This window comes from Rhodoferax sp. RT4P68, from assembly GCF_056521305.1.
The window spans coordinates 1-1522 of sequence record NZ_JBWMBB010000048.1 but is presented as its reverse complement, the minus strand read 5'-3'; the positions used below and the strand labels follow the sequence as shown (position 1 = coordinate 1522).

Sequence of the window (1522 nt, the reverse complement as noted above, 5' to 3'; positions counted from 1 at the left end):
TATCCGGTGATGGGGTCGGGGATGAACTTGCCGTAGGCGTCGGTGGCCAGCAGCGGCAGGTTCAGTGCGTCGAGATTGTCCAGCTCGATGCCGAGCAGGTTGCGTGCCTGCGCCTTGACCATGCCCCAGGTCGCCATGCCACCGAGGTCGATATCGTTGCCATTGCCGAAGACGCCGTCGACCAGGTTGCGGCTGGTGATCAGCCGACCGGTGGCGACCGGATCGCCGTCCCCGTCGAGGGTGTACTCGCGCAGGAACACCTGGTGCGAGGGGTGCGAGGAATACGTCTGGTTCTGGTCGACAAACGGCGTGGTGCCGTTCATGGATTCATGCGTGGTGTCGTCCAGGCTCTCGTCGACGCCCAGCGTCAGAGGATCGTCGCCGAGGACGCCGTCATCGCCAGGGCCGTCGACCTGGGTGGCGCGCGTCAGCACCAGGAAATTCGCTGCGCCGGGCGCGGGGTTGTACAACGGGTCGTCCGGCTGCAGCGGAACGAAGATCGTGCCGTTGCCGCCCTTGCTCACGAGGTCCAGTCCATGGTCGAAGAACTGGCCGAAGAAGGTCATGAACGAGTTGAACGGCGCCGACAGGCCTTCGTCCGGCGTCGTGTTGGGAATGAGGAAGACCTCTTTGTCGTCGGCGGTGCCGAAGACGCCGTCCAGCCCCGGGCTCATGACGATCTCGGCACCGAGGCCGGCGGCCACCGGGTTGCCGGCGGTCTGGTCCACGATCAGGTTGGAGATGATGCGCGGGTCTGCATCGACGACGTTCGAGTTGCTCCCATAGTCGGTGTTGGTGAGAACGCCGCCGGGGCCAAGGTTGATCTGGTCGCCGTCCTGGTCGTTGAGGAAGACCGGGTCGACCAGCCGTGGGAAGACCGTGTCCGCCGCGCCGTAATCGGTCTGGCCTTGTACGAGGTTGTTGTACGTTCCATCCACGGTGCGCAGGCCGAAGGCCACGCGCGAGTTGGGCAGGATCTCGAGCAGTTCTTCGCCGGCCGCATGGCGCTCCGAGACGACGATCTGGTCCAGGATGAACTGCAGGTCCGCGCGGATGAAGCGCACGCCTTCGCTGGCGACCGCGCCCTCGGTCGGGGTCGGGGCCGGTGGTGGCACGGCAACGGCGCCTCCCACCGGGGCGGTCGGTGCCGAGAAGACGGTCTCCAGGACGCCATCGTCATCCTGGTAGACCGCCCTGACGCGCAGGGCCAGGCCGCTCAAGTTCGTCGTCACGCGGAAGGAAGTTCCGTCGACCGTGGAGGGCTGGTTGCCGCCGACATCGACGATGTCGCGGAACACACCCGCGCCCTGGACCGGATCGGGCTCGTACTGCCAGACATAGCTGACAGGGCGCCCGCTGAGTGATCCGCCCGCGATGTCCGCATCGGCGATGCCCGCCGCCGAGACAGTCAGCAGCTGGTTGACGGAAGGCGTGTCGTCGCTGATGGTGAGCTGCCCGACGGGCTCGCTGTTCAGCCCTGGCACCAGAACGATGGCCTCGTCGGAGAACTGCAGGCGCTCGA

General features: G+C 66.4%; 1 protein-coding gene. It reads right to left on the bottom strand.

Features of this window, described 5'->3' with window-relative positions; all coding sequences use genetic code 11:
* On the bottom strand, positions 1-1522 hold a 1522-nt coding region (locus AC099J_RS31590), incomplete at both ends, for a hypothetical protein (protein ID WP_479619269.1).